The organism is Pseudomonas sp. B7 (assembly GCF_016735645.1).
Classification (GTDB): Bacteria; Pseudomonadota; Gammaproteobacteria; order Pseudomonadales; family Pseudomonadaceae; genus Aquipseudomonas; species Aquipseudomonas glycinae.
The window spans coordinates 102,151-127,208 of the sequence record NZ_JAERRE010000011.1 but is presented as its reverse complement, the minus strand read 5'-3'; the positions used below and the strand labels follow the sequence as shown (position 1 = coordinate 127,208).

The following is a 25,058-nucleotide window of genomic DNA, read 5'->3' as shown; positions in this document are numbered from 1 at the left end:
CGCCCTAAGGTCTCGAAAGTCTTGTTCTCATCAGCAGGGGAGCGAACCAGCTGACCGACTGAGTCAGCACGAAGGCGCCGAATACAGCGATCGGCGCCAGTGGCTTCACACCTGCAAACACCAGTGCAAACAGCACTGCCGTCAAAATCAGTTTGCCTGCCTCGCCGGCATAGAAAGACCGGACGATGGACTGGGCTGCTCGGGCGCCGGAAAACCGAAATGCCTTGTGAGCGAAATAAACATTGGGCAGCAAGGCTATCAGGCCTCCGCAAAGTCCCGAGTATCCGGCAACGACTCCGTGCCATTGCCAGAGCGCCAAAGCGCCAATGAGCAAAATGACAAATTGAGCCATCAACACCGGAAAAACCGCCAGGCGATGGAACGGCAGGCGGTTTGGCTTGCGGGTTTCCATCACTATTGCTCTCCAATGGTCGGCTGCCGAAATTCAATAACTTGGCATAATTTGTGCCGACAAAATGCGCGCAGAGTATAGGGGCGGTTCTGCCCCTATTCAACTGTCAGGTAGTGATTTCCGACTGCGCGCTACAAGAGGAATTGTTTCAGCGGATGTGTGCGAGCACACCTTGAAGCTCGTCGAGGGAGTTGTAACCGATCACCAACTGACCCTTTCCCTTCTTGCCGTGGCGGATCTGCACCGCAGAGCCTAGGCGCTCGGCCAGACGCTGTTCGAGGCGGGCGATATCCGGGTCAGGTTTGGCAGGCTCTACCGGCTCCGGTTTGCCACTCAACCATTGGCGAACCAGTGCCTCAGTTTGGCGCACGGTGAGACCGCGTGCGACAACATGTCGCGCCCCTTCCACCTGCTGATTGTCCGGCAGACCGAGCAATGCACGGGCATGACCCATCTCCAGGTCGCCGTGGGACAACATGGTCTTGATCACTTCCGGCAGCGCAATCAGGCGCAACAGGTTGGCCACGGTGACGCGGGACTTACCCACAGCCTCGGCAACCTGTTGTTGAGTAAGCTGGAATTCCTGCTGCAGGCGCTGCAGGGCCACCGCTTCTTCAATCGGGTTCAGGTCTTCGCGCTGGATGTTCTCGATCAGCGCAATGGCGATCGCCGTTTCATCCGGCACGTCGCGGACCATCGCAGGAATGGTTTCCTGGCCGGCCTGCTGACTGGCGCGCCAGCGACGTTCGCCGGCAATGATTTCAAAACGACCACCACCAATCGGGCGAACCACGATCGGCTGCATTACGCCCTGGGCCTTGATCGACTGCGCCAGCTCTTCCAGCGCCTGCGGATCCATGTCCCGGCGTGGCTGATACTTGCCGCGCTGCAGCAGGTCCAGCGGCAGGTGCTGCAACTCACGGCTGTCGGCCTGCGCCGCTTGTTCTTCCAGCGAGCTGACAGTCGGACCGCTCAGCAGTGCATCCAGTCCTCGTCCGAGACCTCGTTTCTTGACGGCCATGGGGATTCCTTAAGTTGGCTGAGCGGCGGCGATGCGTGAATTTTTGCGCTGACGGCGAACCATTTCGCCCGCCAGGGCCAGATAGGCCAGCGCGCCACGCGATTGCTTGTCGTAGGCCAGCGCCGGCATGCCGTAGCTCGGGGCTTCAGCCAGACGGATGTTGCGCGGGATCACCGTGTCGTACAGCTGATCGCCAAAGTGTTCCTTGAGCTGGGCCGAGACGTCGTTCATCAGGCTCAGGCGCGGGTCGTACATGGTCCGCAGCAGGCCTTCGACTTTCAGGTTCGGGTTCAGCAGTTCGGCGATGCGCTTGATGTTATCCACAAGGTCGCTCAGACCTTCGAGCGCAAAGTACTCGCACTGCATGGGGATAATGACCCCGTCAGCGGCGACGAGTGCGTTCAGTGTGAGCATCGACAGCGACGGCGGGCAGTCGATCAGGATGTAATCGTAGTTTTCACGAATCGGCGCCAGCGCGCTGCGCAGACGGCTTTCCTTCATCTGCATTTCCAGCAACACCACTTCGGCCGCCGTCAGGTCGCGGTTGGCCGGGAGCAGTTGATAACCGCCGTGTTCCGAATAATGCATGGCCTGGGCCAGATCGCATTCGCCGATCAGGAGGTCGTAGACCGAGTTTTCCAGGCCATGTTTATCCACACCGCTACCCATGGTGGCGTTGCCCTGTGGATCAAGATCGATCAACAGCACCCGGCGCTTGGTCGCGACCAGGGATGCTGCGAGGTTGATACAGGTGGTGGTCTTGCCCACACCACCCTTCTGGTTCGCTATCGCGAATACCTTAGCCATTCTTGCTTGTGTTCCCAATCATGCCGTGCGGCGCAGTATCAGCAGATGGCGTTGGCCTTGGCAACCGGGTACGGCCAGGGCGTGTTCGCTATCGAGTTTGAAGTCTGCCGGCAATGCTACCAGCTCATCGGCCGGATGAACGCCCTTCATTGCCAGCCAGCGCGTATCGGCGTCGCCGAGGTGGCGAGTCCAGTTGGTGAAGTTCTCCATGCTGCTGAACGCCCGGGAAATGATCCCGTTGAACGGCTGTGCAGGCTGAAACGCTTCGACGCGACTGTGGATAACTTGCAGGTTATCCAGTTTGAGTTCGAGTTTGACCTGGGTCAGGAAGCGGGTTTTCTTGCCGTTGCTGTCCAGGCAGGTCACTTGCGAGTCTGGATACAGGATCGCCAGAGGGATCCCTGGCATGCCGCCGCCGCTGCCGACATCCAGCCAGCGGCCGTTTTCGATGAACGACATCACGCTGAGGCTATCGAGCAAGTGACGGGACACCATTTCGTCCGGATCGCGAACGGCGGTCAGGTTGTAGGCCTGGTTCCATTTGATCAACAGGGCCAGATAACCCAGCAGCAATTCGTGCTGGGTTTCAGTGAGATTGACACCGAGCGTGCGGGCTCCTGTGGATAACTCTTCGGCGTGTTGCGAGGTGACCTTAGAACTCAAGCGCTTTGCTCCAACTGACGGCCCGCGCCGCGTTTTTTCAAGTGAATCATCAACAGCGAAATCGCTGCCGGGGTCACGCCGGGGATCCGCGAAGCCTGGCCAAGCGTCTCGGGACGCGTGGCGCCCAGCTTGCTCTGGATCTCCTTGGAGAGACCGGAAATGTTGGTGTAATCGATATCCACAGGCAGTTTCGTGTCTTCGCTGGCGCGCAGACGGGCGATTTCGTCCTGTTGACGGTCGATGTAACCGGCGTATTTGGTCTTGATCTCGACCTGTTCGGCCACCTGTGGATCTTCGGCGCCCAGTCCGGTCACTTCGACCAGACCAGCGTAGTCGATTTCCGGACGGCTCAAGAGATTGAGCAAGTTGTATTCGTGAGTCAGCGGCGTGCCGAACTTCTCGGCAATCGCATCGCCCTGCTGAGTGCCCGGGCGAACCCAGGTGCTTTTCAGGCGCTGCTCTTCGAGTTCGATGCTTTCACGTTTCTTGCAGAACGCCGCCCAGCGCGCATCATCGACCAGACCCAGTTCGCGACCTTTTTCGGTCAGACGCAGGTCCGCATTGTCCTCACGCAGGATCAGGCGGTACTCGGCGCGGGAAGTGAACATGCGGTACGGCTCTTGGGTACCGAGGGTGATCAGGTCGTCGACCAATACCCCGATGTACGCTTCATCGCGACGCGGGCACCAGGCTTCTTTGCCTTTCGCACGCAGTGCAGCGTTCGCGCCAGCCAGCAACCCCTGAGCACCGGCTTCTTCGTAACCGGTGGTGCCGTTGATCTGGCCAGCGAAGAACAGACCGCCGATGACTTTGGTTTCCAGGCTGTACTTCAGGTCGCGCGGATCGAAGTAGTCGTACTCGATCGCATAACCCGGACGCACGATGTGTGCGTTTTCCATGCCGCGGATCGATTGCACGATCTGCAATTGCACGTCGAACGGCAGGCTTGTGGATATCCCGTTCGGATACAACTCATGGGTGGTCAGGCCTTCCGGCTCGATGAACACCTGATGGCTTTCCTTGTCGGCAAAGCGGTGGATCTTGTCTTCGATCGACGGGCAATAACGCGGGCCGATGCCTTCGATTTCGCCTGCAGCGGAATACATCGGCGAACGGTCGAGGTTCGCGGCAATGATTTCGTGGGTGCGCGCGTTGGTGTGGGTGATCCAGCAACTGACTTGCCGTGGATGCTGTTCCTTGTTGCCCATGAACGACATCACCGGGATCGGCGTATCGCCTGGTTGCTCGGTCATCACCGAGAAATCCACAGACTTGCCGTCGATACGCGGTGGCGTACCGGTTTTCAGGCGACCTACGCGCAGCGGCAGTTCGCGCAGACGATGCGCCAGGGCGATCGACGGTGGATCTCCGGCACGACCGCCGGAAAAATTCTGCAAACCGATGTGGATAAGTCCGCCCAGGAACGTACCGGTGGTCAACACCACGGAATCCGCGAAGAAACGCAGACCCATTTGGGTGACAACACCGCGTACTTGTTCCTGCTCGACGATCAGGTCGTCAGCGGCTTGTTGAAATATCCACAGGTTCGGCTGGTTTTCCAGAATTTCGCGGACAGCGGCCTTGTAAAGAATACGGTCGGCTTGCGCACGGGTTGCACGTACGGCCGGGCCTTTGCGGCTGTTCAATACGCGAAACTGGATACCGCCCAGATCGGTGGCCATGGCCATCGCGCCGCCGAGGGCATCGATTTCCTTGACCAGATGGCTTTTGCCAATGCCGCCGATGGCCGGGTTGCAGCTCATGGCACCGAGGGTTTCCACGTTGTGCGTCAGCAAAAGGGTTTTTGCACCCATACGTGCTGAGGCCAGTGCTGCCTCGGTACCGGCATGACCGCCGCCGATGACGATCACTTCAAAACGGGAAGGGAAATCCACCACGCACCTCGTGCCTGCTTAAGTAGGTCATTCAGGAATAGTTTGAGATCAGGTTTCTGGACCTGGTCGGCAAGTATAGGGACTTCGCCCTTCCTAAAGAACCCTTTGCACAAAATTTAACCAGCTGTGGATAACTCGCGATTAAAAGAATAAAAAAGAGAGAAATTTATAAAACCTTTGTTTTAAAGCTTATTCTTACTGCCCATGCTTTCTGTGGATAGATTTCTACAGACCTTTATTTTCAACGTGTACAGAGATTAAAAACCCTGTGTCCATGTGACCATGAGGCCCTTGGATAACCGGTGTAAGCCTGTGGATGAATGAGATGGTTATCCACAGCGGCAGTTATTTTCAGTTTTCAGGCCCTGTTATCAACTGCCCTTAGCGGCAGTTATTCACAGGGCTTAATCCACAGAAATCGGATGAATGAAGGAATCGCGGACACGGAAAATCTACTCAGGAATAGAAATCTGTCCGGCACTGGAGGAAAGAAATACGAGGGAGGGAGAACAGACAGGTCGCGAACGGACCTGTCTGTGGACAACGGAAGGGTTATTTACCGATGCAGAAGCTGGAAAAGATTCGTCCCAGCAAATCATCTGAACTGAAGGCGCCGGTGATTTCCCCAAGAGACTGTTGGGCCTGACGCAGGTCTTCGGCCAGCAGCTCACCAGCACCCGCCAACGTCAGTTGGGCACGTCCATGTTCCAGGGCATCACTGGCATGACGCAGGGCTTCCAGGTGCCGGCGGCGTGCGCTGAAGCTGCTTTCCGATGTTTGTTCGTAGCCCATGCAAGCCTTGAGGTGATCACGCAGCAGATCCAGACCCTCTCCCGCAGATTTGGCGCTCAGGCTGATCGTCACATGGCCATCGTCACTGACTTCCAAGGCAATGGGCTCACCCGTGAGATCGGCCTTGTTACGGATCAATGTAACCTTCGCCGGATCCGGTCGGGTTTCGAGGAATTCCGGCCACAGGGCGAACGGATCAGCGGCCTCAGGCGCCGTGGCATCGACGACCAGCAGTACTCGATCAGCCTCGCCGATGGCTTTCAACGCTCGTTCAACGCCGATCTTTTCCACATGATCATCGGTATCACGCAGACCTGCGGTATCCACGACATGCAGCGGCATGCCATCGATGTGGATATGTTCACGCAGGATATCCCGAGTGGTACCGGCGATTTCGGTCACGATCGCGGCTTCACGGCCGGCCAGTGCATTCAGCAGACTGGATTTGCCGGCATTCGGACGACCGGCAATCACCACGGTCATGCCGTCACGCAGCAACGCACCCTGCCCGGCTTCGCGCAATACGGTGGATAACTCGTTACGAACCTTGTCGAGCATGCTCAGGACATGGCCATCGGCGAGGAAGTCGATTTCTTCTTCCGGGAAGTCGATGGCGGCCTCGACATAAATCCGCAAACCGATCAGCTGTTCGGTGAGGTTATGCACACGTTGGGAAAATGCACCTTGCAACGAACGCAGAGCGTTTCTCGCGGCCTGTGCAGAACTGGCTTCGATCAGGTCGGCAATGGCCTCGGCCTGGGCCAGGTCGAGTTTGTCATTAAGGAATGCTCTTTCGCTGAACTCACCGGGCCGCGCGAGACGGCAGCCCAATTCCAGACAACGCTTGAGCAACATGTCGAGGACGATCGGACCACCGTGGCCCTGCAGTTCCAGTACGTCTTCGCCAGTGAACGAGTTCGGCCCGGGGAAATACAGCGCCAGGCCTTCATCCAGCACCTGTTGATTGTCACTGAAGAACGGGCCGTAGTGGGCAAACCGCGGTTTCAGCTCGCGGCCGCTGATGGCTTTGGCCGCAACACTGGCCAGCGGCCCGGAAATTCGAACGATGCCCACGCCGCCACGGCCCTGGGCGGTGGCGACAGCTGCGATGGTTTCACGAGGTGCGCTCATAAACCGGTATCCAGAACAAAAATGGCAGATAGCAAAACGCCCCACTAGGGGGCGTTTTGAGTGGTGTTATCCACAGAGTAAGTTACGCCTCGGCTTTTTTCGTCGCCGCTTCGATCTTACGCGTGATGTACCACTGTTGGGCAATCGACAGGCAGTTGTTCACAACCCAGTACAGCACCAGACCTGCCGGGAACCACAGGAAGAAGAAGGTGAAGATGATTGGCATCATTTTCATCACCTTGGCCTGCATCGGATCCGGAGGTGTAGGGTTCAGACGCTGCTGGATGAACATGGTCGCGCCCATGATGATCGGCAGGATGAAGAACGGATCCTTGATCGACAGGTCGGTAATCCACAGCATGAACGGCGCCTGGCGCATTTCCACGCTTTCCAGCAGAACCCAGTACAGGGAAAGGAAAACCGGCATCTGCACCAGGATCGGCAAGCAGCCGCCCAGCGGATTGATCTTCTCTTTCTTGTACAGCTCCATCATGGCTTGCGACATTTTCTGCCGGTCATCGCCATGTTGCTCTTTCAGTGCAGCCAGTTTCGGAGCCACGGCGCGCATGCGGGCCATCGACTTGTAGCTGGCGGCCGACAGAGGGAAGAAGATCCCTTTGATCAGCATGGTCAGGAAGATGATCGACCAGCCCCAGTTGCCGACGATGCTGTGGATATGTTGCAGCAGCCAGAAGATTGGCTGGGCAATGAACCACAGAATGCCGTAGTCGACGGTCAATTCCAGACCAGGGGACAACTCTTTCAGCACCGCCTGGCTTTTCGGACCGGCGTACAGAACAGCGCTGGTTTCGACTTTCGCACCCGGTGCAGCGGTCAGCGAAGGACCGGTGTAACCGATGATGTAGTTGCCTTTGCTGTCTTTACGGGTCTGGACGATGTTGTTTTCGCCCTTCGGAGCAACCCATGCAGTCACGAAGTAGTGTTGCAGCCAGGCTACCCAGCCACCGGTGACGGTTTCCTTGAGCTGAGCCTTGTCCATGTCCTTCATGGACACTTTCTTGTATGGCTCGGAACTTGTCCACAGGGCGGCGCCCAGGTAGGTCGCGGTACCGGTAGCAGTCGTGGAAGAAGGATCGGCGCTGGCGTCGCGTTTCAGCTGGGCGAACATCGAACCGGACCAAGGCTGAGCGCTCTGGTTGTCGATCAGATAGGTCACGGTCACGTCATACAGGCCACGTTTCAGAGTGAAACGCTTGATGTAATTGACGCCGTCCTTGCTGAATTTCAGGTCGACGACCAGTTGGTCCTGACCGTCAGCCAGTTGATAAGTCTTCTTCTCCGAAGAGTAGATCGGGCGACCGGCCGGGTTTGCATCCGGACCGTTGGTGCCAATCAGACCGCTCTGTGCCAGATAGGTACGTTCGCCACCGTTGTCGAACAGCTGGAACGGAACGTCCGGACGATCCTGACGACGTGGATACAGCGGCAAGGTCAACTGAGCAACATCACCACCTTGTGGATCGATCGACAGATCGAGCACGTCGGTCTTGATCTGGATCAGATCCTTGCTGGCGGCGACCGGCGTTTCGGCAGGTGCGCTGGTATCGCTTGCGGCGCGCGGAATATCGTCACTGGCGGCAGCGTTATTGCCAGTGGCGGTGTCCGGCAAACCGGATGTAGTCGTACTGGAAGCAACATTCTGAGTCGGCAGGGCAGCCTGGCCGTAGTCCTGGTTCCATTTAAGGACCATGACGTAGGACACGATTGCCAGGGCGACGATCAGGATCGTGCGTTTGATATCCATGATTACTCGGCCATCGAAGAAGAACGGGAGGTAGGGATAGGTGGAACCGGGTCATAACCACCGGGATTCCACGGATGACAGCGACCTAAACGACGAAAGGTCAGCCAGCCACCGCGCAGAAGGCCATGATTTTCGATGGCTTCATACGCGTAGCAAGAACAACTGGGGTAGAAACGACAGTGACTGGCCATCAGGGGACTAATGGCATAGCGATAAAACTGGATCGGAACGAGTGCCAGTTTACGCATCTGGACTGTCTACCCCTACAGTTTCGGTTTTGACTGCTGGTACCGGCTTGTTGCGTGCCAGACGCTTCCAGAGTTTGCCGAAATGCTGAATCAATTCGGGGTTTTCTACGTCACCCAAACCTTTGCGCGCGACGATAACAATGTCCCAGCCGACCAGTGAATCCTGGTGCAGGCGAAACGATTCGCGCATCAGACGTTTGAGGCGATTGCGCTCGACGGAGAGCTTGACGCTCTTTTTCCCGATAACCAGCCCGAGACGGGGGTGATCGAGATCGTTGTTGCGCGCAAGGAGCAGGAGATTTTTCCCCGGAACCTTGCCGGTAGGGGAGTCAAAGACTGCCTTGAAATGCCGGGGAGTAAGCAGACGCTTTTCCCGACTGAAGTCCTGACTCACCTCCAGTGCCGGATTATCAAACTGCCAGACGTGCGCGGCCTTTGGCGCGACGACGCGACAGTACGGCACGACCGTTCTTGGTAGCCATGCGAGCACGGAAACCGTGGGTACGAGCGCGTTTGATAGTGCTTGGTTGGAAAGTACGTTTCATGTCGTGTTACCTGGTTCGTCCACAACGGGCCGGAATGGCCCCCGTTTTAAGAGACCGGGGATTCTAGAGAAAGCAAGCCAATAGGTCAATTTCCAACCAACGTTTCCTTATAAATAGATCTTCGGAGCTGTCGGGACCTGATTACCCGTTTGCCAAAGATAAAAAATAAAGAAGGGAATTATTTAAAGCTTTTCTGTAAAGCTTGTAAAAGCTAGGAACGCCACTGTCTGTGGATAACTGGCTCAAGGCCTTGTTTCAAGCGATGTACAGAGAATGACAACTACAGTGGAAAACCGTGTTCAGCCTGTGCTGCGCTGTCGGATAACCTGTGTGTGGAATAGGTTGTTATCCACAGGCTGGTTATCCACCGACTTTCGCCCCCAGTTGTCCAGCGTGCTCAGATAGGGTTATCCACAGAGCTTATGCACACACCGTCGGTCGCCTTTTTCGCGTTTAACGCATTGATAAATCATGTCCACCGGGCAACCTGCATGTGGATAAGTGGACGACTGGCCGCTACAATGGCCGCTTGTTTTTGCCTCACCGGCTTTCAACTTAGGGGATATCCGTGTCAGTGGAACTTTGGCAGCAGTGCGTGGAGCTTTTGCGCGAAGAGCTGCCTGCCCAACAATTCAACACCTGGATCCGTCCACTACAGGTCGAAGCCGAAGGCGACGAGTTGCGCGTCTACGCACCGAACCGTTTTGTTCTGGACTGGGTCAACGAAAAGTACCTGGGGCGCGTCCTTGAACTGCTGGATGAGCATGGCAACGGTCTCGCACCGTCGCTCTCCTTATTAATAGGCAGCAAGCGCAGTTCGGCTCCTCGTGCCGCACCGAACGCACCGTTGGCTGCTGCGCAAGTGTCCCAGGCTCAGGCCAATGCCGCGCCGGCCAGTGCGCCAGCACCAGCTCCGACGCCTGCGCCGACCAAGCGCACAACGCAGAAAACAGAAGAGATCAGTGAAGAGCCGTCCCGCGACAGCTTCGATCCGATGGCTGGTGCCGCTTCGCAACAGGCCCCGGTTCGCGCCGAACAGCGCACCGTGCAGGTCGAAGGCGCGCTCAAGCACACCAGCTACCTCAACCGCACCTTTACCTTCGAAAACTTTGTCGAAGGTAAATCCAACCAGCTCGCCCGTGCGGCGGCCTGGCAGGTGGCAGACAACCCGAAGCACGGCTACAACCCGCTCTTCCTTTATGGCGGCGTAGGTCTGGGTAAGACGCACTTGATGCACGCGGTGGGTAACCACCTATTAAAGAAGAACCCGAATGCCAAGGTCGTGTACTTGCATTCCGAGCGTTTCGTGGCTGACATGGTCAAGGCGCTGCAACTGAACGCGATCAACGAGTTCAAGCGTTTCTACCGTTCGGTGGACGCTCTGCTGATCGACGACATTCAGTTCTTCGCCCGCAAGGAACGTTCCCAGGAAGAGTTTTTCCACACCTTCAACGCCCTGCTTGAAGGTGGCCAGCAGGTCATTCTCACCAGTGACCGCTACCCGAAAGAAATCGAAGGCCTTGAAGAGCGCCTCAAATCCCGCTTCGGCTGGGGCCTGACGGTTGCCGTCGAGCCGCCGGAGCTGGAAACCCGCGTAGCGATCTTGATGAAGAAGGCCGACCAGGCCAAAGTCGAGTTGCCACACGATGCGGCGTTCTTCATTGCCCAGCGTATTCGCTCCAACGTCCGTGAGCTGGAAGGCGCGCTGAAACGCGTGATCGCCCACTCGCACTTCATGGGCCGCGACATCACCATCGAGTTGATTCGCGAATCCCTGAAAGACCTGTTGGCGCTGCAGGACAAACTGGTCTCTGTGGATAACATTCAGCGCACCGTCGCCGAGTACTACAAGATCAAGATCTCCGACTTGCTGTCCAAGCGCCGTTCGCGTTCGGTCGCTCGTCCGCGTCAGGTGGCCATGGCATTGTCCAAGGAACTGACCAACCACAGCCTGCCGGAAATCGGCGATGTGTTTGGCGGCCGCGACCACACGACCGTGTTGCACGCCTGCCGCAAGATCAACGAACTTAAGGAATCCGACGCGGACATCCGCGAGGACTACAAGAACCTGCTGCGTACACTGACCACTTGATGAACACCAGCGCAGCTTATTAAGGCAAGGGACTAGACCATGCATTTCACCATTCAACGCGAAGCCCTGTTGAAACCCCTGCAACTGGTCGCAGGCGTCGTCGAGCGCCGACAGACCTTGCCGGTACTGTCCAACGTGCTGCTGGTTGTCGATGGCCAACAACTGTCGCTGACCGGTACCGACCTGGAAGTCGAGCTGGTCGGTCGCGTGCAACTCGAGGAGCCGGCTGAAACAGGTTCCATCACCGTGCCGGCGCGCAAGCTGATGGACATCTGCAAGAGCCTGCCGAACGATGCGCTGATCGACATCAAGGTCGACGAGCAGAAGCTGGTGGTGAAAGCCGGCCGTAGCCGCTTCACCCTCTCGACGCTGCCGGCCAACGACTTCCCGACTGTGGAAGAAGGCCCGGGGTCGCTGACTACCAGTCTGGAACAGAGCAAGCTGCGTCGCCTGATCGAACGCACCAGTTTCGCCATGGCCCAGCAGGACGTGCGTTACTACCTCAACGGCATGTTGCTGGAAGTGTCGACCGGTGTGATCCGTGCCGTGGCTACCGACGGTCACCGTCTGGCCATGTGCTCGATGCAGGCCGACATCGGTCAGCAGGATCGCCACCAGGTGATCGTGCCGCGCAAAGGTATTCTCGAACTGGCACGTCTGCTCACCGAGCCGGATGGCAATGTCAGCATCGTCCTGGGCCAGCACCACATCCGTGCGACCACCGGTGAATTCACTTTCACCTCGAAACTGGTCGACGGCAAGTTCCCGGACTACGAGCGCGTTCTGCCAAAAGGTGGCGACAAGCTGGTACTGGGCGATCGTCAGGCGCTGCGTGAAGCGTTCAGCCGTACCGCGATTCTGTCCAACGAGAAGTACCGCGGTATCCGTCTGCAACTGGCCAGCGGTCAGTTGAAGATCCAGGCCAACAACCCGGAGCAGGAAGAAGCGGAAGAAGAAGTAGGCGTGGAATACAACGGCGGCTCCCTGGAAATCGGCTTCAACGTCAGCTATCTGCTGGACGTGCTGGGCGTGATGACCACCGAGCAGGTTCGTCTGATCCTGTCCGACTCCAACAGCAGTGCGCTGGTGCAAGAGTCCGACAATGACGATTCGGCTTACGTTGTCATGCCGATGCGTCTGTAATCAGCTGATTCTGGATGTCGCTAAGTCGCGTCTCGGTCACCGCGGTGCGCAATCTGCACCCGGTGACCTTCTCCCCCTCCCCCCGAATCAACATTCTTTACGGCGCCAACGGCAGCGGCAAAACCAGTGTTCTGGAAGCCATTCACCTGCTGGGGCTTGCCCGTTCGTTTCGTAGCACGCGGTTGTTGCCGGTCATCCAGTACGAGCAACTCGCCTGCACCGTGTTCGGTCAGGTTGAACTTGCCGAGGGCGGCCATAGTGCATTGGGGATATCCCGCGATCGTCAGGGCGAGTTCCAGATTCGCATTGACGGTCAGAATGCACGCAGTGCGGCACAACTGGCGGAGATCCTGCCGCTGCAGTTGATCAACCCCGATAGCTTTCGCCTGCTGGAGGGGGCGCCGAAGATTCGCCGGCAGTTCCTCGACTGGGGCGTGTTCCACGTTGAACCGCGGTTCATGGCCACCTGGCAGCGTTTGCAGAAGGCCTTGCGCCAGAGAAACTCCTGGCTGCGGCATGGTACACTTGACGCCGTTTCGCAAGCGGTTTGGGACAGGGAACTGTGCCAGGCCAGCGCTGAAATCGATGAATACCGCCGCGCTTACATCAAAGCCTTGAAACCAGTCTTTGAACAAACCTTGAGCGAACTGGTTGAGCTCGAAGGTTTGACGCTCAGCTATTACCGAGGCTGGGACAAAGACCGGGAATTGAGCGCTGTACTCGCCGGATCCGTGCAACGGGACCAGCAGATGGGTCATACCCAGGCTGGGCCACAACGGGCTGACTTGCGTCTTAGATTGGGCGCACACAACGCCGCGGACATCTTGTCCCGGGGGCAGCAGAAGTTGGTGGTCTGTGCATTGCGGATTGCCCAGGGGCATCTGGTGAGCCAGGCCCGACGCGGCCAGTGTATTTATCTGGTGGATGACTTGCCGTCCGAACTGGACGAGAGCCACCGTCGCGCGCTGTGCCGTTTGCTGGAAGACTTACGCTGCCAGGTTTTTATCACCTGTGTAGATCACGAATTATTGAGGGAAGGCTGGCAGACGGAAACGCCAGTCGCTCTGTTCCACGTGGAACAGGGCCGTATCACCCAGACCCACGACCATCGGGAGTGAAGGCATTGAGCGAAGAAAATACGTACGACTCATCGAGCATTAAAGTGCTGAAAGGCCTGGATGCCGTGCGCAAACGTCCCGGTATGTACATTGGTGACACCGACGATGGCAGCGGTCTGCACCACATGGTGTTCGAGGTGGTCGACAACTCGATCGACGAAGCCCTCGCCGGCCACTGCGACGACATCAGCATCATCATCCACCCGGATGAGTCCATCACCGTTAAAGACAACGGTCGTGGCATCCCGGTAGACGTGCACAAAGAGGAAGGCGTTTCCGCCGCCGAGGTCATCATGACCGTCCTCCACGCCGGCGGTAAGTTTGACGACAACTCCTACAAGGTATCCGGTGGTCTGCACGGTGTAGGTGTTTCGGTCGTGAACGCGCTGTCTGAAGAACTGGTCCTGACCGTGCGCCGCAGCGGCAAGATCTGGGAACAGACCTACGTCCACGGCGTGCCTCAGGCACCGATGGCGATCGTTGGCGACAGCGAAACCACTGGCACCCAGATTCACTTCAAGGCTTCCAGCGAAACCTTCAAGAACATTCACTTCAGCTGGGATATCCTGGCCAAGCGCATTCGTGAACTGTCTTTCCTCAACTCCGGTGTAGGCATCGTCCTCAAGGACGAGCGCAGCGGCAAGGAAGAACTGTTCAAGTACGAAGGCGGCCTGCGTGCGTTCGTTGAATACCTGAACACCAACAAGACTGCGGTCAACCAGGTGTTCCACTTCAACATCCAGCGTGAAGACGGCATCGGCGTGGAAATCGCCCTGCAGTGGAACGACAGCTTCAACGAGAACCTGTTGTGCTTCACCAACAACATTCCGCAGCGCGACGGTGGCACTCACCTGGTGGGCTTCCGCTCGGCACTGACGCGTAACCTGAACAACTACATCGAGCAGGAAGGCCTGGCGAAGAAGCACAAAGTCGCCACCACCGGTGACGATGCCCGTGAAGGCCTGACCGCGATCATCTCGGTGAAGGTGCCGGATCCGAAGTTCAGCTCCCAGACCAAAGACAAGCTGGTTTCTTCCGAAGTGAAGACTGCGGTCGAACAGGAAATGGGCAAGTACTTCTCCGACTTCCTGCTGGAAAACCCGAACGAAGCCAAACTGGTCGTCGGCAAGATGATCGACGCTGCTCGTGCCCGTGAAGCAGCGCGCAAGGCCCGTGAGATGACCCGCCGCAAAGGCGCGCTGGACATCGCCGGCCTGCCGGGCAAGCTCGCTGACTGCCAGGAAAAAGACCCGGCGCTGTCCGAACTGTACCTCGTGGAAGGTGACTCCGCGGGCGGCTCTGCCAAGCAGGGACGTAACCGCAAGACCCAGGCCATCCTGCCGCTGAAGGGCAAGATCCTCAACGTCGAGAAAGCCCGTTTCGACAAGATGATCTCGTCCCAGGAAGTGGGCACCCTGATCACCGCGCTGGGCTGCGGTATCGGTCGCGAAGAGTACAACATCGACAAGCTGCGCTATCACAACATCATCATCATGACCGATGCTGACGTCGACGGTTCGCACATCCGTACCCTGCTGCTGACCTTCTTCTTCCGTCAGTTGCCTGAGCTGATCGAGCGTGGCTACATCTACATCGCCCAGCCGCCGCTGTACAAGGTCAAGAAAGGCAAGCAAGAGCAATACATCAAAGACGACGACGCCATGGAAGAGTACATGACGCAGTCGGCCCTGGAAGATGCGAGCCTGCACCTGAACGAAGACGCCCCGGGCATTTCCGGCGAAGCGCTGGAACGTCTGGTGAACGACTTCCGCATGGTGATGAAGACCCTCAAGCGTCTGTCGCGCCTGTACCCGCAGGAGCTGACCGAGCACTTCATCTACCTGCCGGCCGTCAGCCTGGAAATGCTCGGCGACCACGCGAAGATGCAGGACTGGCTGGCCCAGTACGAAGTCCGTCTGCGCACCGTCGAGAAGTCGGGCCTGGTCTACAAGGCCAGCCTGCGTGAAGATCGTGAACGTGGCGTTTGGCTGCCAGAGGTCGAACTGATCTCCCACGGTCTGTCGAACTATGTCACCTTTAACCGCGACTTCTTCGGCAGCAACGACTACAAGACCGTCGTCACCCTCGGCGCTCAACTGAGCACCCTTCTTGATGAAGGCGCATACATCCAGCGTGGCGAGCGTAAAAAAGCGGTCACTGAGTTCAAGGAAGCCCTGGACTGGCTGATGGCCGAAAGCACCAAGCGCCACACCATTCAGCGATACAAAGGTCTGGGCGAAATGAACCCGGATCAGCTGTGGGAAACCACCATGGACCCAAGCGTGCGCCGCATGCTGAAAGTCACCATCGAAGACGCCATTGGCGCAGACCAGATCTTCAACACCCTGATGGGTGATGCGGTCGAACCTCGCCGTGACTTCATCGAGAGCAACGCTCTGGCGGTGTCCAACCTGGATTTCTGATCCTGGTCAGCACCAACGAAAAGGCCAACGCACCAGCGTTGGCCTTTTTTATTGCCTGCGATTCACTCGCCTGCCGCCACACTCTCCAAACGATACCCATACCCATAAATCGTCAGTAACTGCCAACCCCGATCCGCCGTCAGCCCGAGCTTGTTGCGCAGGCGATAGATATGCGTGTCCAGCGGTCGCGACGTGGACATTTCTTCGTGGGGCCAGAATCGTTCGTACAGGTAATCCCGTGAAAGCGGTCGGCCAAGATTGCTGAACAGGCAGTGAGCGAGTCGATACTCGCGCTCGGTCATGACAATCGGTTTCCCGTCGCGGGTGACAGTCAGCTCGGCGTCGTCGAACACCAGGTCATTGAAACGCAGGACGTCGGCCGCGGCGTTACGTTGCAGGCTGTGCCGACGCAGTACCGCTGCAACCCGGGCTTTCAATTCATTGGGCCTAAACGGCTTGCTGACGTAATCGTCGGCCCCGGCATTCAGGGCCTGGACGATATCGCTCTCACCATCGCGGCTGGTCAGCATGATGGCCGCTGGCGGCGCTTCCATGTGTTCGCGGGTCCAGCGCAGCAGCGCCAGGCCGGTCAGGTCGGGCAATTGCCAGTCGAGGATCAGCAGGTCGAAGGTTTCTCGACGCAACTGACGCAGCAGGTCTTCACCGCTTTCGAAGCTGTGCAGTGACCAGGGCTGTCCTCCGGCCTCGGCCATTTGTTGCAGGGTCTGCTCGACCCGGCGCAGTTCGGCGGGTTCATCGTCCAGTATCGCAACGCGCATACGCGGTGGTTCCTTGTCGCTCGGGTGGTGTGCCGACCGGATCGGCTCACTCCATGCAGTGAAAGTAAGCGGCACGCCTTGGAGTGAGCCGCTATGATTCTTCGGGTCTACGTCCTCAGACCGGCCGCCTATGAAACCATTCAACCTGCCCTGCCCTGTTTCCCATGAATAACCAGCGCCGACACGAAAGCCGCGTACCCAGCCAGGTTCAGCGGTTGTTCCGGCAACTGGTGCGCGAGTGGGTGTGGATAAGTCTAGTGCTGTTGCCGCTGACTGCACTGCTTTCCTGGCGTGCGCAGATCAATTTGCATGACCCGGTGCCGTTGATGGGCGCAGGACTTTCGGTAGCCATGGTTGCGTGCGTACTTGGGTTGCTGCTGTGGCGCCCGCGACTGGCGTTATGGCTGACATTGGGCGGGATTGCCTGCGTGCTGCTGACCAGTGCAGGCCTGGCTGAAACGCGGCGTTGGTGGTCACCCACGCCTGCGGCGCTGGGCATGCTGTTCGGCTATCTGATCTGGAACTGGCGTCGCTTGAGTGTGGTGCTCACCTACTTCGGCTGGGAGTTGGCGCGGCTGGACAGTGAACCGAAAGTCTTTCCCGAACGACGTCGGGCGCAGTTTCCCAGCGCCGACCGCTTGCAGGGGCAGATCATGGCGCTTGAGCAAGCCATGAGCCGTACCCGCGATACTCGCCGATTCATTGCCGACGGGCTGGAATATCTGCCGGTCGCAACGCTGATCAGCGATCCTCGAGGAGAGGTCCTGTTGGGCAATCGCAAGGCCCGGAACCTGTTCGATCACACTCTGGTGGGCGAGGATGTGCTCGATCAACTGGCGAGCCTGGGCTATCCGGAGTTGTCCACAGAGCCGCGCCCGCCACTATCCGAGCTGCCTCTGCTGGAGTTTCGTGACCACAAGGAACGTAGCCTGCGTCTGGAACGCGCCGCGTTGTTGCCAGTGGATGGCGACATACCGATTGGCTGGCTGCTGAGTCTCACTGACCTGAGCGCCGAACGCGCCGCCGAGGAACAGCGTGGCGTGCTGTTGCGCTTTCTGTCCCACGACCTGCGCGCTCCTCATTCGGCGATTCTTGCCCTGCTCGAGGTACACCGGCATCAGACGGGAACGGATTCACCGCTGTTCGAACAGATTGAGCGCCAGGTACGTCGGGCGCTGGAACTCACCGACGGCTTCGTTCTGTTGGCCCGGGCCGAGTCCGAGGCCTATCAGTTTCAACCGAGCCTGTTCGGGATGCTGGTCATGGACGTGCTGGATCAGGCGTTGCCGATCGCTCAGCAAAAGCTCATCGAGCTCTCGAGCGACATGGACGAACAATCACACGAGCGCCTGATCATGGCCGATCAGGGCTTGCTGACCCGCGCGCTGTTCAACCTGCTGGAAAATGCAATCAAGTACAGCCCGGCCGGTTCAACCGTCGATCTGAGTGTCAGCTGCCACGACGACTGGCTGCGTTGTGAACTGATTGATCAAGGCAAAGGCATCGCTGCAGAGGAACTGCCCGATCTGTTCAGCCAGTACCGGCGCTTTTCTTCTGCACAAGGTATCGACGGCGTGGGCCTGGGGTTGTCGATGGTCAAAGCCGTGGTCGATCACCATGGTGGCCGGATCGAATGCGTGAGCGTGGTTGATCGAGGCACGACGTTCCGTCTGGAGCTGCCGCTGATCGCTGAAGAGCAGGCATAAAAAAACCGGCTATATCAGCCGGTTTCCTTACTTCCGAAAAAAACTTATGCACCTTTTACGGTGTTTTATCAGATTCGGAAATATATAAATAAATCAGTCACTTAGTTTGATGATTCGGCGCTTTGCGAACAAACCGTACACAGGTTATCCACAAATCTCAGACAGCGATCTGATCGTTCGCAGCCGGTGCCTCAGGAGCCGGGGGCAGCGAGCCCATTTCCCGTTGTGTCTTCTCGTTCCACGCCTGCACCCGATCATTCAGATCGGCGATGGCGCGAGGTCCACTGCCCTCGGCGTACATAGGCTCACCAATCACCACGGTGATCACACCGGACTTTTTGCCCCAGCCGATTTTCGGCCAGAACTTGCCGGCATTGTGTGCAATCGGCAGTACCGGAAGCGCTGCATTCACCGCCAATGCGCTGCCACTGCGGGAGAACTTGCCGATGGTGCCGTGGGGAACGCGAGTGCCTTCCGGGAAGATCAGCACCCAGACATCGTCCTTGAGCAGCTCGTCACCTTTCGCCGCCACCTGCTTGAGGGCGGCTTTCGGGTTGTCGCGGTCAATCGCGATCGGCCGCAGCATGGCCATGGCCCAGCCGAAGAACGGCACGTACAGCAGTTCGCGCTTGAGCACCTGGCTCAAGGGCGAGAAATAAGCGGAGAGAAAAAACGTCTCCCACGTGCTCTGGTGGTTCGATTGAATCACGCACGGCCGGTCAGGCACGTTTTCCGCGCCTTTGACTTCGTAACGGATACCGAGAAACACCTTGGTCAACCACAAGGCGCAGCGGCACCAGTACACGTTGATGAAACGATAGCGCGCCTTGAACGACAGAAAGGGCGCGATAAAAAAGCTCAGGCTGCACCACAGCAGAGCGGTGGTGCCCAGCAGCAGGTAAAAGAGGAAGATTCTGATGGCCTGCAGTATCGACATGGCGACGTTTACCGTTACGGGCAATGCCCGACTGTTCAAGCGCACTCCCGATCAATCCCTGGTCAGGAACTTCAGAAGCACTCTAGTTGTGGATAAGTTCTGCGGCAATCGCCGCGAGATCGTCAAAAATCAGGGTGCCCACCGGCAAGGTCTTGGCCTGAGTCTTTTCGCCTTTCCCGGTCTTTACCAAAACGGGCTGTGAATCGACGGCTTTGGCGGCCTCCAGGTCACCAAGGCTGTCGCCGACGAACCAGACATTCGTCAGCGCGACGTCGTAATGCTGCGCGATGGTTCTCAACATCCCCGGTTTCGGCTTGCGGCAGTTGCAACCCTCGTCCGGCCCATGCGGGCAATACACGATCAGCCCGACTTCACCGCCCTGCTCCGCCACCAGTTCGCGCAGGCGCGCGTGCATGGCATCGAGGGTGGCGAGGTCGTAGTAGCCGCGAGCAATGCCCGACTGGTTGGTGGCGACCGCCACAGTCCAGCCGGCCTTGCTCAACTGCGCAATCGCTTCGATCGAGCCGGGCAGCGGAATCCACTCCTCCACCGACTTGATGTAAGCGTCGGAGTCGTAATTGATCACTCCGTCCCGATCGAGAATCAGCAGTTTCAACAGCAGTCCCTCAACCCAGCAGCGAAATGTCGGCAACGCCCAGGAACAGGCCACGCAGACGCGCCAGCAGCGCGTAACGGTTGGCTCGTACGTTGGCGTCTTCGGCATTGACCATCACCGCGTCGAAGAACGCGTCCACCGGCTCGCGCAGGGCGGCCAGGCGTGCCAGCGATTCGTTGTACTGACGCGCCGCGGCCATTGGCTGTACAGCCTGGTCCGCTTGCTGGATCGCCGAGTACAGCGAGAACTCGTTGGCGTTGTCGAAGTACTTGGCCTGGACTTCGGTCGGCACCGAGCCTTCCACCTTGCTCAGCAGGTTCGACACACGCTTGTTCACCGCCGCCAGCGCTGCCGCTTCCGGCAGTTTGCGGAAGGCCTGCACCGCTTGCACACGTTGGTCGAAGTCCAGCGCCGAACCCGGCTTCAGGGCACGTACCGACAGGTAGGTGGCGACATCCACGCCTTCGTCTTCGTAACGCGCACGCAGACGGTCGAAGATGAACTCCAGCACCGCGTCGTTCAGGCCGGCAGCCTTGACCTTGGCACCGAACGCATTCACGGCGAACGCCACGGCATCGTTCAGGTCCAGATCCAGTTGTTTCTCGATCAGGATCCGCAGCACGCCCAGTGCCGCACGGCGCAGGGCATACGGGTCTTTGCTGCCGGTCGGCAGCATGCCGATGCCGAAGATGCCGACCAGGGTGTCGAGCTTGTCGGCGATGGCCACGGCCGCACCGGTCAGGGTGGCTGGCAGTTCAGCGCCGGCACCGCGTGGCATGTATTGCTCGTTCAGCGCCAGGGCGACGTCTTCCGGCTCGCCGTCATTGAGCGCGTAGTAGTAGCCGGCGACACCTTGCATCTCCGGGAACTCGCCGACCATTTCGGTGGCCAGGTCGCACTTGGACAGCAGGCCTGCGCGGGCAGCCCACGAAGCGTTGCCGCCGATGCGTGCGGCGATGTACGCGGCCAGTTTCGACACCCGCTCGGCCTTGTCGTAGACGCTGCCGAGTTTTTCCTGGAACACCACGTTCTGCAGGCGATCGTTGAAGGCTTCGAGCTTCTGCTTCTTGTCCTGCTTGAAGAAGAACTCGGCGTCGGTGAGGCGTGGGCGAACCACTTTCTCGTTACCGGCGATGATCTGCTGCGGGTCTTTGGATTCGATGTTGGCCACGGTGATGAACCGTGGCAGCAACTTGCCGTCGGCATCCAGCAGGCAGAAGTACTTCTGGTTGTCCTGCATGGTGGTGATCAGTGCTTCCTGCGGCACGTCGAGGAAACGTTCCTCGAACGAGCACACCAGCGGCACTGGCCACTCGACCAGCGCGGTCACTTCGTCGAGCAGCGCCGGCGGCACGATCGCAGTGCCTTCCTGACGGGTCGCCAGTTCTTCGGTGCGTTTGCTGATGATTTCGCGACGCTCGTTGGCATCGGCCAGCACGTAGGCGGCACGCAGGTCGGCCAGGTAGCTCGACGGCGAACCGATGCGCACGCTTTGCGGGTGGTGGAAGCGGTGGCCACGGGATTCACGGCCAGCCTTCTGCGCGAGAATCGTGCAGTCGATGATCTGGTCGCCGAGCAGCATCACCAGCCATTGGGTCGGACGTACGAACTCTTCCTTGCGCGCACCCCAGCGCATGCGTTTCGGGATCGGCAGGTCGTTCAGCGAGTCTTCGACGATGGTCGGCAGCAGGCTGGCGGTCGGCTTGCCGGCGATGTTCTGGCTGTAGCGCAGTTTCGGACCGCTCTGGTCGATTTCGCTCAGCTCGACGCCGCACTTCTTGGCGAAGCCCAGTGCCGCTTGAGTCGGGTTGCCGTCGGCATCGAACGCAGCCTGACGTGGCGGGCCGTCGAGGTTGATGCTGCGATCCGGCTGCTGGGTGGCCAGCGCGGTGATCAGCACAGCCAGACGACGCGGCGCGGCGTAGACGGTTTTGCTCTCATAATTCAGGCCGGCAGCTTGCAGGCCCTTGTCGATACCGGCCAGGAACGCTTCGGCCAGGGTGTTCAGGGCTTTGGGTGGCAGTTCTTCGGTGCCCAGTTCAACCAGAAAATCTTGAGCACTCATTGTGCAGCCTCCAGCTTGGCCAGTACTTCGTCACGCAGGTCCGGGGTTGCCATCGGGAAGCCCAGCTTGGCGCGGGCCAGCAGGTAGGCTTGGGCGACGGAGCGCGCCAGGGTGCGAACGCGCAGAATGTATTGCTGACGCGCAGTCACCGAGATCGCCCGGCGCGCATCCAGCAGGTTGAAGGTGTGCGAGGCCTTCAGGACCATTTCGTAGCTTGGCAACGGCAGCGGCTGGTCGAGTTCGATCAGGCGCTTGGCTTCGCTTTCATAGAAGTCGAACAGCTCGAACAGCTTGTCGACGTTGGCGTGTTCGAAGTTGTAGGTGGACTGCTCCACTTCGTTCTGGTGGAACACGTCGCCGTAGGTCACTTTGCCGAACGGACCGTCAGCCCAGACCAGGTCGTAGACCGAGTCCACGCCCTGCAGGTACATGGCCAGACGCTCCAGACCGTAGGTGATCTCGCCGGTCACCGGGTAGCACTCGATGCCGCCCGCCTGCTGGAAGTAAGTGAACTGGGTCACTTCCATGCCGTTCAGCCAGACTTCCCAGCCCAGACCCCAGGCGCCGAGGGTCGGCGATTCCCAGTTGTCTTCGACGAAGCGGATGTCGTGGACCAGCGGGTCCAGGCCGACATGCTTGAGGGAGCCCAGGTACAGCTCCTGGAAGTTGTCCGGGTTCGGCTTCAGGACTACCTGGAACTGGTAGTAGTGCTGCAGACGATTTGGGTTTTCGCCGTAACGGCCGTCAGTCGGACGGCGGCTTGGCTGCACGTAGGCGGCGTTCCAGGTTTCCGGGCCGATGGCGCGCAGGAATGTCGCGGTGTGGAAAGTGCCGGCGCCTACTTCCATATCGTAGGGCTGAAGTACCACACAACCTTGCTCGGCCCAGTATTGCTGGAGCGCGAGGATCAAGTCTTGGAAGGTACGCACGGCTGGCGTAGGCTGGCTCACGAAATTCACCTGTTTCTTGGGCTGCGATTTAAAGAGCGGGAGTATACCCGATTCAGTCGCACCTCCACCCCCTGGAGCCTTATGCCACGCTGCTTTTGGTGCAACGAAGATCCGCTGTACATGGCTTACCACGATCAGGAGTGGGGTACGCCGCTACGCGATGCGCAGGGTTTGTTCGAGTTGCTTTTGCTCGAAGGGTTCCAGGCCGGGCTGTCGTGGATCACCGTGCTGCGTAAACGTGAGCGGTATCGCGAGGTGTTGTTCGGCTTCGACGTACAGCGCGTGGCGCAGATGAGCGACGCGGAAATCGATGAATTGATGCTCGATCCGGGGATCATCCGCAACCGCCTCAAGCTCAATGCCGCCCGGCGTAATGCCCAGTCGTGGCTGGCGCTGGAGGATCCGGTGGCGTTTCTCTGGTCGTTTGTGGATAACCGCCCGGTGATCAATCATTTCAAGGATCGCAGCGAAGTCCCGGCCATCACCCCGCAAGCCGTGGCCATGAGCAAAGGCTTGAAAAAGGCCGGTTTCACCTTCGTCGGTCCGACCATCTGCTACGCGCTGATGCAGGCCTCGGGCATGGTCATGGATCACACTCAGGACTGCGACCGCTACGCGCAGCTGGTCAACGCCGGTTAGAATGGCCGCCTCGCGCACAGCACAAGATCAGGAGTGACCTGTGGAAAAGTTTAAAGGCGCCATGCTGGTTGGCGCTCTGCGGCTGTTTGCCCTGCTTCCGTGGCGGGCCGTGCAGGCCGTGGGTTCGGCGATCGGCTGGATCATGTGGAAAACCCCCAACCGTTCCCGCGATGTGGTGCGGATCAACCTCGCCAAATGTTTTCCACAGATGGACCCGGCCGAACGCGAGCGTCTGGTCGGCCAGACCCTGAAAGACATCGGCAAGTCCCTGACCGAAAGCGCCTGCGCCTGGATCTGGCCGGCCCAGCGTTCCATTGACCTGGTGCGCGAAGTCGAAGGCCTCGAGGTGCTGAAAGAAGCGCTGGCCTCGGGCAAGGGCGTGGTCGGCATCACCAGCCACCTGGGCAACTGGGAAGTGCTCAACCACTTCTATTGCAGTCAGTGCAAACCGATCATTTTCTACCGGCCGCCGAAGCTCAAGGCTGTGGATGAATTGCTGCGCAAGCAGCGGGTGCAACTGGGCAACAAAGTCGCCGCGTCGACCAAGGAAGGCATCCTCAGTGTCATCAAGGAAGTGCGCAAGGGCGGTCAGGTGGGGATTCCCGCGGACCCGGAGCCGGCCGAATCCGCCGGGATCTTCGTGCCGTTCTTCGCCACCCAGGCCCTGACCAGCAAGTTCGTGCCGAACATGCTCGCCGGCGGCAAAGCCGTCGGGGTGTTCCTGCATGCCCTGCGTCTGCCGGACGGTTCCGGCTACAAGGTGATCCTGGAAGCGGCGCCGGAAGCGATGTACAGCACCGACACCGAAACCTCCTGCGCAGCGATGAGTAAAGTCGTCGAGCGTTACGTGGCGGCTTACCCGAGCCAGTACATGTGGAGCATGAAACGCTTCAAGAAACGTCCACCGGGTGAGGCGCGCTGGTACTGATCGGCGATGTGCAATTGTGGATAACGCGACGATAAGGGTTATCCACAGCCGTCACGGCTTCTGCCGATCGAGCTTCTTCAGAAACACCGTCATTTCCTTCTCGGCCTGCTTGTCACCATGGGCCCGGGCCGCTTCCAGACCCTGCTCCCACGCCTGCCGCGCAGCCGTCAGGTCACCCAGCGCCAGTTGCGCCTTGCCCAAAAGTTTCCACGCTGCCGAATACTTCGGATCGAAGCCGACACACCGCTGGAAATGCTCGGCCGCCTTCGCGTTTTCTCCCAGATCCAGATAACCCTTGCCCAGGCCGAAGCGCAGCAATGAGTTATCCACACCCTTGGCGAGCATTTTTTCCAGGGATTCGATCATCGGTTTCGCCTCTCGGT

The 25,058-nt window shown here is 58.8% G+C and carries 23 protein-coding genes; 7 read left to right on the top strand and 16 right to left on the bottom strand.

What is annotated here, in order from left to right; translation table 11 throughout:
- Window positions 1–4 precede the first annotated feature (4 nt).
- From JKA62_RS23555 to rpmH, 10 genes are all read right to left on the bottom strand, one after another.
- Complete coding sequence (locus JKA62_RS23555; RefSeq protein WP_201819687.1) at window positions 5–412, bottom strand: F0F1 ATP synthase subunit I; 408 nt, start codon at window positions 410–412, stop codon at window positions 5–7.
- Between the two features lie 148 nt (window positions 413–560).
- On the bottom strand, window positions 561–1,433 hold the full coding sequence (locus tag JKA62_RS23550; protein WP_011336720.1) for a ParB/RepB/Spo0J family partition protein: 873 nt from the start codon (window positions 1,431–1,433) through the stop codon (window positions 561–563).
- Window positions 1,434–1,442: 9 nt separating this feature from the next.
- Window positions 1,443–2,240 carry a ParA family protein gene (locus JKA62_RS23545; RefSeq protein ID WP_007954142.1) on the bottom strand — a complete coding sequence of 266 codons (798 nt, stop codon included), beginning with the start codon at window positions 2,238–2,240 and terminating at the stop codon, window positions 1,443–1,445.
- Window positions 2,241–2,258: 18 nt separating this feature from the next.
- Window positions 2,259–2,903: a 16S rRNA (guanine(527)-N(7))-methyltransferase RsmG gene (gene rsmG, locus JKA62_RS23540; RefSeq protein ID WP_201819684.1), complete on the bottom strand. Its 645-nt coding sequence runs from the start codon at window positions 2,901–2,903 to the stop codon at window positions 2,259–2,261.
- A complete protein-coding gene (gene mnmG, locus JKA62_RS23535) occupies window positions 2,900–4,798 on the bottom strand; it encodes a tRNA uridine-5-carboxymethylaminomethyl(34) synthesis enzyme MnmG (RefSeq protein WP_011336722.1) in 1,899 nt (632 codons plus the stop codon). The genes rsmG and mnmG overlap by 4 nt, the downstream gene beginning before the upstream one ends.
- 552 nt (window positions 4,799–5,350) lie before the next feature.
- Window positions 5,351–6,721 carry a tRNA uridine-5-carboxymethylaminomethyl(34) synthesis GTPase MnmE gene (gene mnmE, locus JKA62_RS23530; protein ID WP_011336723.1) on the bottom strand — a complete coding sequence of 457 codons (1,371 nt, stop codon included), beginning with the start codon at window positions 6,719–6,721 and terminating at the stop codon, window positions 5,351–5,353.
- Window positions 6,722–6,803: 82 nt separating this feature from the next.
- Window positions 6,804–8,486 carry a membrane protein insertase YidC gene (gene yidC / locus JKA62_RS23525; RefSeq protein WP_197868967.1) on the bottom strand — a complete coding sequence of 561 codons (1,683 nt, stop codon included), beginning with the start codon at window positions 8,484–8,486 and terminating at the stop codon, window positions 6,804–6,806.
- Window positions 8,487–8,488: 2 nt separating this feature from the next.
- Window positions 8,489–8,734, bottom strand: a complete 246-nt coding sequence (gene yidD / locus JKA62_RS23520) for a membrane protein insertion efficiency factor YidD (RefSeq protein WP_010465488.1) — start codon at window positions 8,732–8,734, stop codon at window positions 8,489–8,491.
- The gene (gene rnpA, locus JKA62_RS23515) at window positions 8,727–9,128 is read right to left on the bottom strand and encodes a ribonuclease P protein component (RefSeq protein ID WP_011336726.1); all 402 of its coding nucleotides are present in this window, start codon (window positions 9,126–9,128) and stop codon (window positions 8,727–8,729) included. Before rnpA ends, yidD begins: the two co-directional genes overlap by 8 nt.
- A gap of 16 nt (window positions 9,129–9,144) precedes the next feature.
- Window positions 9,145–9,279 (bottom strand): 50S ribosomal protein L34, encoded by a 135-nt coding sequence (rpmH, locus tag JKA62_RS23510; protein WP_003213577.1) that lies wholly within the window; start codon window positions 9,277–9,279, stop codon window positions 9,145–9,147.
- Window positions 9,280–9,847: 568 nt separating this feature from the next.
- On the opposite strand from rpmH, the gene dnaA reads away from it, so the two are divergent.
- Genes dnaA through gyrB form a run of 4 tightly spaced genes read left to right on the top strand, consistent with a single transcriptional unit; the run spans window position 9,848 to window position 16,055 of the window.
- Window positions 9,848–11,371, top strand: coding sequence for a chromosomal replication initiator protein DnaA (gene dnaA / locus JKA62_RS23505; RefSeq protein ID WP_011331732.1), 1,524 nt, complete (start codon window positions 9,848–9,850; stop codon window positions 11,369–11,371).
- Window positions 11,372–11,410: 39 nt separating this feature from the next.
- The gene (dnaN, locus tag JKA62_RS23500; RefSeq protein ID WP_011331733.1) at window positions 11,411–12,514 is read left to right on the top strand and encodes a DNA polymerase III subunit beta; all 1,104 of its coding nucleotides are present in this window, start codon (window positions 11,411–11,413) and stop codon (window positions 12,512–12,514) included.
- A 14-nt stretch (window positions 12,515–12,528) separates the two neighbouring features.
- Window positions 12,529–13,632 (top strand): DNA replication/repair protein RecF, encoded by a 1,104-nt coding sequence (gene recF / locus JKA62_RS23495; RefSeq protein ID WP_003220208.1) that lies wholly within the window; start codon window positions 12,529–12,531, stop codon window positions 13,630–13,632.
- Window positions 13,633–13,637: 5 nt separating this feature from the next.
- Complete coding sequence (gene gyrB, locus JKA62_RS23490; protein WP_011331734.1) at window positions 13,638–16,055, top strand: DNA topoisomerase (ATP-hydrolyzing) subunit B; 2,418 nt, start codon at window positions 13,638–13,640, stop codon at window positions 16,053–16,055.
- 62 nt (window positions 16,056–16,117) lie between these two features.
- Here the strand turns inward: gyrB and JKA62_RS23485 are convergent, their stop codons facing one another.
- Window positions 16,118–16,834, bottom strand: coding sequence for a response regulator transcription factor (locus JKA62_RS23485; RefSeq protein ID WP_011331735.1), 717 nt, complete (start codon window positions 16,832–16,834; stop codon window positions 16,118–16,120).
- A gap of 164 nt (window positions 16,835–16,998) precedes the next feature.
- Between JKA62_RS23485 and JKA62_RS23480 the strand changes: the two genes are divergently transcribed.
- Window positions 16,999–18,540, top strand: a complete 1,542-nt coding sequence (locus JKA62_RS23480) for a sensor histidine kinase (protein WP_201819681.1) — start codon at window positions 16,999–17,001, stop codon at window positions 18,538–18,540.
- A 157-nt stretch (window positions 18,541–18,697) separates the two neighbouring features.
- Here JKA62_RS23480 and JKA62_RS23475 read toward each other — a convergent pair whose 3' ends face one another.
- From JKA62_RS23475 to glyQ, 4 genes are all read right to left on the bottom strand, one after another.
- On the bottom strand, window positions 18,698–19,477 hold the full coding sequence (locus JKA62_RS23475) for a lysophospholipid acyltransferase family protein (RefSeq protein ID WP_041475091.1): 780 nt from the start codon (window positions 19,475–19,477) through the stop codon (window positions 18,698–18,700).
- An 82-nt stretch (window positions 19,478–19,559) separates the two neighbouring features.
- Window positions 19,560–20,099 carry a D-glycero-beta-D-manno-heptose 1,7-bisphosphate 7-phosphatase gene (gene gmhB, locus JKA62_RS23470; protein ID WP_201819833.1) on the bottom strand — a complete coding sequence of 180 codons (540 nt, stop codon included), beginning with the start codon at window positions 20,097–20,099 and terminating at the stop codon, window positions 19,560–19,562.
- Between the two features lie 4 nt (window positions 20,100–20,103).
- Window positions 20,104–22,158, bottom strand: coding sequence for a glycine--tRNA ligase subunit beta (gene glyS, locus JKA62_RS23465; protein ID WP_201819678.1), 2,055 nt, complete (start codon window positions 22,156–22,158; stop codon window positions 20,104–20,106).
- Window positions 22,155–23,108: a glycine--tRNA ligase subunit alpha gene (gene glyQ / locus JKA62_RS23460; RefSeq protein ID WP_003187265.1), complete on the bottom strand. Its 954-nt coding sequence runs from the start codon at window positions 23,106–23,108 to the stop codon at window positions 22,155–22,157. Before glyQ ends, glyS begins: the two co-directional genes overlap by 4 nt.
- An 81-nt stretch (window positions 23,109–23,189) precedes the next feature.
- On the opposite strand from glyQ, the gene tag reads away from it, so the two are divergent.
- Together tag and JKA62_RS23450 are read left to right on the top strand one after the other, a co-directional pair.
- Entirely contained in the window at window positions 23,190–23,747 is a 558-nt protein-coding gene (gene tag, locus JKA62_RS23455; protein ID WP_201819675.1) for a DNA-3-methyladenine glycosylase I, read from the top strand.
- Between the two features lie 40 nt (window positions 23,748–23,787).
- Window positions 23,788–24,675, top strand: a complete 888-nt coding sequence (locus JKA62_RS23450; protein WP_085748012.1) for a lysophospholipid acyltransferase — start codon at window positions 23,788–23,790, stop codon at window positions 24,673–24,675.
- A 51-nt stretch (window positions 24,676–24,726) separates the two neighbouring features.
- On the opposite strand, the gene JKA62_RS23445 is transcribed toward JKA62_RS23450, so the two are convergent.
- Window positions 24,727–25,041 carry a tetratricopeptide repeat protein gene (locus tag JKA62_RS23445; RefSeq protein WP_011331742.1) on the bottom strand — a complete coding sequence of 105 codons (315 nt, stop codon included), beginning with the start codon at window positions 25,039–25,041 and terminating at the stop codon, window positions 24,727–24,729.
- Between the last annotated feature and the right edge of the window lie 17 nt (window positions 25,042–25,058).

Coding starts and splice junctions, on each gene's coding strand:
- JKA62_RS23555 (WP_201819687.1), bottom strand. CDS start 412: ATGGAAACCCGCAAGCCAAACCGCCTGCCGTTCCATCGCCTGGCGGTT.
- JKA62_RS23550 (WP_011336720.1), bottom strand. CDS start 1,433: ATGGCCGTCAAGAAACGAGGTCTCGGACGAGGACTGGATGCACTGCTG.
- JKA62_RS23545 (WP_007954142.1), bottom strand. CDS start 2,240: ATGGCTAAGGTATTCGCGATAGCGAACCAGAAGGGTGGTGTGGGCAAG.
- mnmE (WP_011336723.1), bottom strand. CDS start 6,721: ATGAGCGCACCTCGTGAAACCATCGCAGCTGTCGCCACCGCCCAGGGC.
- yidC (WP_197868967.1), bottom strand. CDS start 8,486: ATGGATATCAAACGCACGATCCTGATCGTCGCCCTGGCAATCGTGTCC.
- yidD (WP_010465488.1), bottom strand. CDS start 8,734: ATGCGTAAACTGGCACTCGTTCCGATCCAGTTTTATCGCTATGCCATT.
- rpmH (WP_003213577.1), bottom strand. CDS start 9,279: ATGAAACGTACTTTCCAACCAAGCACTATCAAACGCGCTCGTACCCAC.
- dnaN (WP_011331733.1), top strand. CDS start 11,411: ATGCATTTCACCATTCAACGCGAAGCCCTGTTGAAACCCCTGCAACTG.
- recF (WP_003220208.1), top strand. CDS start 12,529: ATGTCGCTAAGTCGCGTCTCGGTCACCGCGGTGCGCAATCTGCACCCG.
- JKA62_RS23485 (WP_011331735.1), bottom strand. CDS start 16,834: ATGCGCGTTGCGATACTGGACGATGAACCCGCCGAACTGCGCCGGGTC.
- JKA62_RS23480 (WP_201819681.1), top strand. CDS start 16,999: ATGAATAACCAGCGCCGACACGAAAGCCGCGTACCCAGCCAGGTTCAG.
- JKA62_RS23475 (WP_041475091.1), bottom strand. CDS start 19,477: ATGTCGATACTGCAGGCCATCAGAATCTTCCTCTTTTACCTGCTGCTG.
- glyS (WP_201819678.1), bottom strand. CDS start 22,158: ATGAGTGCTCAAGATTTTCTGGTTGAACTGGGCACCGAAGAACTGCCA.
- tag (WP_201819675.1), top strand. CDS start 23,190: ATGCCACGCTGCTTTTGGTGCAACGAAGATCCGCTGTACATGGCTTAC.
- JKA62_RS23445 (WP_011331742.1), bottom strand. CDS start 25,041: ATGATCGAATCCCTGGAAAAAATGCTCGCCAAGGGTGTGGATAACTCA.